Annotated in this window: 7 protein-coding genes; all 7 read left to right on the top strand. The window is 60.0% G+C overall.

Annotated features, from left to right (window positions below; all coding sequences use genetic code 11):
* On the top strand, window positions 1-546 hold a 546-nt coding region (locus ACXJ7R_RS21475; protein WP_457153604.1), incomplete at its 5' end, for a hypothetical protein.
* Window positions 547-580: 34 nt separating this feature from the next.
* The gene (locus ACXJ7R_RS21470; protein ID WP_457153603.1) at window positions 581-1,540 is read left to right on the top strand and encodes a SphA family protein; all 960 of its coding nucleotides are present in this window, start codon (window positions 581-583) and stop codon (window positions 1,538-1,540) included.
* A 23-nt stretch (window positions 1,541-1,563) separates the two neighbouring features.
* Window positions 1,564-2,775, top strand: coding sequence for an alpha/beta hydrolase (locus tag ACXJ7R_RS21465; protein ID WP_457153605.1), 1,212 nt, complete (start codon window positions 1,564-1,566; stop codon window positions 2,773-2,775).
* Window positions 2,776-2,914: 139 nt separating this feature from the next.
* The gene (locus ACXJ7R_RS21460) at window positions 2,915-3,394 is read left to right on the top strand and encodes a YidH family protein (protein WP_457153602.1); all 480 of its coding nucleotides are present in this window, start codon (window positions 2,915-2,917) and stop codon (window positions 3,392-3,394) included.
* 6 nt (window positions 3,395-3,400) lie between these two features.
* Entirely contained in the window at window positions 3,401-3,631 is a 231-nt protein-coding gene (locus ACXJ7R_RS21455) for a hypothetical protein (protein ID WP_457153601.1), read from the top strand.
* A 61-nt stretch (window positions 3,632-3,692) separates the two neighbouring features.
* Window positions 3,693-5,237: an arylsulfatase gene (locus ACXJ7R_RS21450; protein WP_457153600.1), complete on the top strand. Its 1,545-nt coding sequence runs from the start codon at window positions 3,693-3,695 to the stop codon at window positions 5,235-5,237.
* 75 nt (window positions 5,238-5,312) lie between these two features.
* A partial coding sequence (locus ACXJ7R_RS21445; RefSeq protein ID WP_457153599.1) for a DUF1254 domain-containing protein occupies window positions 5,313-6,623 on the top strand: 1,311 nt, incomplete at its 3' end.

Here is a 6,623-nt window from a genome sequence, read left to right as displayed (position 1 = left end):
CGTCTGACCGTGCCGCTCGATGCAACCAATCTGACCGGCGACGACGAATTCGGCCTCGGCGACATTGCGGCTAAGCTCAGCTGGATTCCCTATTTGAGCAGGCGGCAGGCGTTTATCCTCAGCACCGAGATTTATGCGCCGACCGCCTCCGAGGATGTACTTGGCACCGGCAAATGGGTCGCCGCGCCCGGGCTGACCTGGGCCTATTTTGCCAGTCCGGAGGTCATCATCGCCCCCGCCTACATCCAAAATTTTTCATTCGCCGGTCACAGTGACCGAGCCAATGTCAATCGCGGCGATTTCGATCTCTACGTCGTCGACAAACCTCACGCCAAACGCTGGTGGCTCACGTCCGACTTGACCGCAAGTTACGATTTCGAAGCCAAGACAGCACCCATGTCCTGGGAGGTTGCCTTGGGCTTCAATCTGGGCAAACTGGCAAACGGCGGCGCCATCAATGGCTACATCARGCCAGGTATCGGCATCGGCAACGACCGGCCCTACGACTACAACATGGAGGTCGGCGTTTCGTTGGTCAGTTTTTAGCGACCAATGAGACCTTGGTACAGAGAGGGAGACGATGACTGAATYAAGATCATCTGCCTGGCTATTTACCGCGACAGCTGTTCTTGTGGCATTCGCTCCCACAGGGCAAGCAAATGCCACCGAGGCCGTTGCCGGACGCTATATCCCCGGCGCCTTCGCGAGTCCCGGTGCGGGTATTGTGCCGCCCACGCCGGGCGCCGGCTATTGGGCAATGTCCAACATCTACTACCATGGCGAAGCAGATGGCCAGGTTCCATTCGGCAAAGGCTCGGTCGCGGTGGGTCTCACCGGCGATATCTATGCCGCGATTCTGGCAGGGGTTTACGTGCCCGAGTTGCACTTGCCAGGAAACTGGACCTACGCCGTCCAGCTTGCCGTCCCCCTGGGCTGGACCGGGGCCACTGCCGCGGTCGGCCCGCTGGGGGCGGATCAGCATGTCACCGGGCTCGGCGACATCGCTTTCGCGCCGCTCGTGTTTGGGTGGCACAACGATGCCATGAACACCTGGCTGTCGGCATCCCTGACGATCACCGCACCGACCGGCGAATGGAAGGAAGGGGACCTTGCCTTCATCGGCCTCAACTACTGGACGTTCACGCCGGCGATCGGATTCACCTATCTCATCCCGCAACACGGGCTGGACCTTTCCGCCAAATTAGGCGTGGACATCAACACCACGAACCCGGACACCGATTACTACAGCGGTGCGATGGCCCACCTCGATCTTTCGGTCACAAAGGCCGTAACGGAGAACCTTTCCGTGGGGGCGATCGCGGGCTTCCTGGACCAAATCGAAGACGATCGGGGCGCGTTCGCCGACACCCACGATGGATTCAGGGGCCGCTCGATCGCGCTCGGGCCGCTGGTCAAATACAAGGCCAAGTTCGGAGAGAAAACCGAGGTCGATTTCACCTTGAGGTGGGCCCATGAGGTCGAGGTCGAAAACCGCATGAAGGGCGACGCTGTGTTCTTCGACGTTTCCGGCAAGTTTTGAGCGGCGGGACAAACCAAGTGCTGATGCGCAAGCGGGTTGGCAAGATTGTCGCGGCTTTGTACCTGCTCACGCTGACGGCGTGCGGAGGGGGACCGGAAGGCGTTTTGGCACCGGTAGCCGTTAATATGCGGTCAGCGTCGGCATCTGACGTAACGATGTTGGTGGCGACCAGCCGCAAACCGTCGGGCGATCCTGCAACGCTGTTCACGGGCGAGCGCAGCCCGACTCTTTCCTTGACCGACCTGACCATTTCAATTCCGCCGGACCGTGCATCCGGCACGGTCGAGTGGCCGAAAAAGCTGCCGCCGAATCCCCAAAAGGAGTTTGCTGTCGTTGCCGCGAAGAACCTTTCAATCCCGCAGGCCGGCGACTGGCTGCACTCTCACAATCCGAGCGGCCATGTGCTCGTCTTCGTCCATGGCTTCAACAACCGCTATGAGGATTCTGTTTTTCGCTTCGCGCAATTTGTCCATGACTCGGGCGCGAAGGTCACGCCCATCCTTTTCACCTGGCCATCGCGCGCCAGCGTCCTCGACTACAATTACGACAAGGAAAGCACCAACTTTTCCCGCACCGCCTTCGAACGAACATTGAAGGCTTTGGCCAATGATCGCGGCGTCACCGACATTACCGTTATGGCCCATTCGATGGGAACCTGGCTCGCCATGGAGGGGCTGAGGCAAATGGCCCTGCAGGACGGTCAGGTTTCTCCCAAAATCAGGAATGTAATTCTTGCATCTCCCGACCTTGATGTGGATGTCTTCGGGCGCCAGTGGACAGAACTCGGGCCCAAGAAGCCGAAATTCACCATCATGATCTCGCGCGACGACCGGGCGCTTGCAATCTCGCGTCTGATTTCAGGCGATGTCGACCGGGTGGGCCAGATTGATCCGTCAAAAGAGCCATACAAGTCGAAGCTGCAAGCGGCGGGAATAACGGTCATCGACCTGACCAATGTAAAGACGGACGATCGCTTGAATCACAGCAAGTTTGCCGAGAGTCCTGAAATCGTGGCGTTGCTGGGATCTCAATTGGCCTCCGGCCAGATCCTGACCGACTCGCGTACAAGCCTTGGCGACGGACTGGGCATGATGATTGCGGGCACAGTGGGGACGGTCGGCAAGGTCGCGGCAACGACGGTCACCGCTCCCATTGCGATGATGGAGGGAAAGGGGAAAACCCCGGCACCCGATCAGCTCGGAACGATCCTGAAGGCCGATCCGACGGCGGAATGAACTCGGGGTTCTGACAATCAGGAGTCCAGCAGTTCGGCCCTTCCCGCACGTATCGTTACCGTAACGTACTTCGAAATCCTGCGCCGCGACCCGAGAGTGCTGGTCGACTTCGACACTGCCCCGTTCGCAGGACCCCGCAATGAGCGTTGCACCCGTAACCGGAAAATCCGGCTCCGATAGCATCTCCGTCGAGCTGTCGTCGCGCCGAACCGGCATGTCGTTCCAGCGCACCCGCATGAGCGCCGACCGCACGCTGATGTCGGTGATCCGCACCGCGCTATCCCTGATCAGCTTTGGCTTCACCATCTTCCAGGTGTTCCAGAAGCTGCGGGACGCAGGCACGCTCGCTCACGCCGCCGCACCGCGCAATTTCGGGGTGACGCTGGTGCTGCTCGGCATCCTGATGCTGGTCGTCGGCATCATCTATCACGTGCTTTTCATGGCCGGACTGCGCCGCGAACGCGATGCGATGCACGATGCCGGTCTGATCCATGCCCAAAGCGGATACCCGGTCTCATTCACGCTGATAACGGCAGTGATCCTGTTGCTGATCGGTCTCGTCGCCATCAGCAGCATGGTTTTCAACGTCGGTCCGTTCACGGACGCCTCAGCTGCATGAGAAAGGATGGACAACCTTGAGATGGAAACTCCCCGCATCATCGCGCTGCGAACCGCGCTTCGTGAACTGCACAAGGCGCAGGACAGCGCAATCGCCGAACTCGCAGATGAAAACAGCGCCGAGAACCGTAAGGCTCTCCACGACATTGCCGACACTTTGAAAACACTCCGATCAATCCAGAAGGAAGAGCAGGGCATCGTCACGCGGATTTTGAAATGGCTGCACGTGATCCCGTGAAAAGGCGCTTCAGCCATTCGCGATCATGCCACTGAGACAGCGGTAACCAAGGAGAAACAGGATGGCGAAATCACCAAAGACCGGCAAGCCGAACATCCTCGTCATATGGGGCGACGATATCGGCACGGCCAATCTGAGTTGCTACACGCACGGATTGATGGGCTACAAGACGCCCAACATCGACCGCCTCGCCAAGGAAGGCTTGATGTTCACCGACGCCTATGGCGAACAGTCCTGCACCGCCGGTCGCTCGTCCTTCATCACCGGGCAGAGCGTCTATCGCACAGGTCTTTCAAAAGTCGGCCTGCCGGGCGCCGATGTCGGCCTGCAGGCCGAAGATCCGACTATTGCGGAAGTTCTCAAGCCGCTCGGCTATGCAACGGGGCAGTTCGGCAAGAACCATCTGGGCGACATGAACAAATATCTGCCGACAGCGCATGGCTTCGACGAATTCTTCGGCAATCTCTACCACCTCAACGCCGAGGAAGATCCGGAAGATCCGAACTATCCGAAGGACCCGCGGTTCAAGGAAAAATTCGGCCCGCGCGGCTTGCTGCATTGCTGGGCGACGGACAAGGACGACCCCACCGAGCAACCGCGCTGGGGCCGCATCGGCAAGCAGAAAATCACTGATACCGGTCCACTGACGCGCAAACGCATGGAGACCGTCGACGACGAAATCGCGGCCAAGGCGAAGGACTTCATCAAACGCCAGAATGATGCCGGCAAGCCGTTTTTCATGTGGCTCAACTTCACCCACATGCATCTTCGCACCCACACCAAGCCCGAGAGCCTGGGGCAGGCAGGGCCAGACCAGTCGCCCTATCACGACACGATGATCGACCACGACAAGAACGTCGGAGAAATGCTCGACTATCTCGACGAGCTCGGCATCGCCGACGACACCTTCGTCATGTACTCGACCGACAACGGCCCACATATGAACTCATGGCCGGATGCCGGCATGACGATGTTCCGCTCGGAGAAGGACACCAATTGGGAAGGCGCCTTCCGCGTGCCGCTCATCGTTCGCTGGCCCGGCAAGGTTCCGGCAGGCGAGGTGACCAACGACATTGTCCAGCACCACGACTGGCTGCCGACCTTCTGCGCGATCGCCGGCGATGCCGACATCCCGAACAAGCTGCTCAAGGGCCACAAGGCCGGCGACAAGACGTTCAAAGTCCATATCGATGGTTACAACCTTTTCGATTTCCTGACGAAGAAAGGCGTGGAGAGCCCGCGCCATGGCCTCGTCTATTTCGACGACGACGGCAGCCTCGTGGCAGTGCGCTTCAAGAACTGGAAGGTCGTGTTCATGGAACAGCGGACCGAAGGCACGTTGCGCCTGTGGATGGATCCGCTGGTCGTCCTGCGCTGTCCCAAACTTTTCAACCTGAGGACAGATCCGTATGAGCGGGCGGACGTTACCTCGAACACTTACTTCGATTGGTACATGTCCAAGGGCTACATGATTATGGCGGCGCAAGCGGTCGTCCAGCCGTTCCTTGCATCGTTCAAGGACTACCCTCCACGCCAGAAAGCGGCGAGCTTCACGCTTGACCAGGCGCTCGCGAAGATGGCGGAGAGCTTCAACAGCGGGCACTAAAGCATGTGCTCCGGCGGCAGGCGCACGCCTGCCGCCGGCGTCTGCCGAACCGCGGAATCACAGACGGAGAACGCCATGACCTTCAGACATCTGCTCGCAGGCGCTTTCGCTTTCGGTCTTTCAATGTCCGTGACCGATCCCAGCGCCGCGAAGGTGTGGACTTCGGAGCAACTCGCCGCGCGCACGATCGAACGCCGTGCCGTCGAGGCGGTCATCTGGGGCATTCCGGCCGTCAATTACGACCTGATGCTGCAGGAAACGCTCAACRAGGCCAAAGGCAAGGTCAACCAGATCGTCTATTGGTCCCGCCTGCCGGATTGGAAGAACCAGACGCTCACACCGAACCCGGATTCCATCTACCTGATGCCCTTCATCGATACCAAGGACGTTGGCCCGGTCGTCCTCGAAATCCCGCCTGCAGACGGCGGCTCGATAACCGGCAGCATCGACGATGCCTGGCAGGCGGCTCTCGAAGATGTCGGACCGGCCGGCGTCGACAAGGGCAAGGGCGGCAAATACCTGATCCTGCCGCCGGGCTACAAGGACAAGGCGCCCGACGGCTACATCGCGCTGCCATCGAACACCTACCAGAGCTATGCGCTGCTTCGCTCCATCCTAAAAAGCGGCAGCGCAGCCGATGTCGCAAAGGCGGTCGAATACGGGAAGCGGGTCAAGCTTTACCCGCTCTCGGAGGCTGGCAATCCACCGCCGACCACATTCGTCGATGCGATCGACGTCGTCTTCGATGCCACGATCCCCTATGACATCGACTTCTACAAGTCGCTCGACCGCATGGTGCAATACGAGCCGTGGCTGGAGCGAGACAAGGCGATGATCGACATGCTCAAGTCGATTGGCATCGAAAAAGGCAAGCCGTTCGCGCCCGACGCCGGGACCCAAACGGCCCTGAGGGCAGCGGCACAGGAAGCCCACGCCTATCTCGACATGCGCTACGAGCAGTTGTTCGGGGCCACCTACTACGACAGCGCCCACTGGGCGGTGCCTGCCACGCCCGCCGTCATCGAAGGCATGTCGACACAATTTGCCAAGCCGGGCGACTATCCTACGGAGGGGCGCGGAGTGGCCTACTCGATGGGATTCTTCAGCGCCAAGCATTTGGGCGCCGGCCAGTTTTACCTGATGACGTTCAGGGACGCGGGCGGCAAGCAGTTCGATGGCGCCAGAACCTATCGCCTTACCGTGCCGGCGAAGGCGCCGGTGAGCCAGTACTGGTCGGCGACCGCCTACGACCGGGCGACTCACGCGCTGATCCGTGACCAGAAGTGGTCGAGCCGTTCGTCGCAGAACACGGACATCCAGAAAAACGCCGATGGCTCGGTGGACGTGTTCTTCGGCCCGAAGGCTCCGAAGGGCAAGGAATCGAAT

This window comes from Mesorhizobium sp. P5_C1 (assembly GCF_054049815.1).
The sequence above is the reverse complement of the archived record's forward strand: the minus strand, read 5'-3'. Positions and strand labels throughout refer to the sequence as shown.

Coding starts and splice junctions, on each gene's coding strand:
- ACXJ7R_RS21465 (WP_457153605.1), top strand. CDS start 1,564: ATGCGCAAGCGGGTTGGCAAGATTGTCGCGGCTTTGTACCTGCTCACG.
- ACXJ7R_RS21460 (WP_457153602.1), top strand. CDS start 2,915: ATGAGCGTTGCACCCGTAACCGGAAAATCCGGCTCCGATAGCATCTCC.
- ACXJ7R_RS21455 (WP_457153601.1), top strand. CDS start 3,401: ATGGACAACCTTGAGATGGAAACTCCCCGCATCATCGCGCTGCGAACC.
- ACXJ7R_RS21450 (WP_457153600.1), top strand. CDS start 3,693: ATGGCGAAATCACCAAAGACCGGCAAGCCGAACATCCTCGTCATATGG.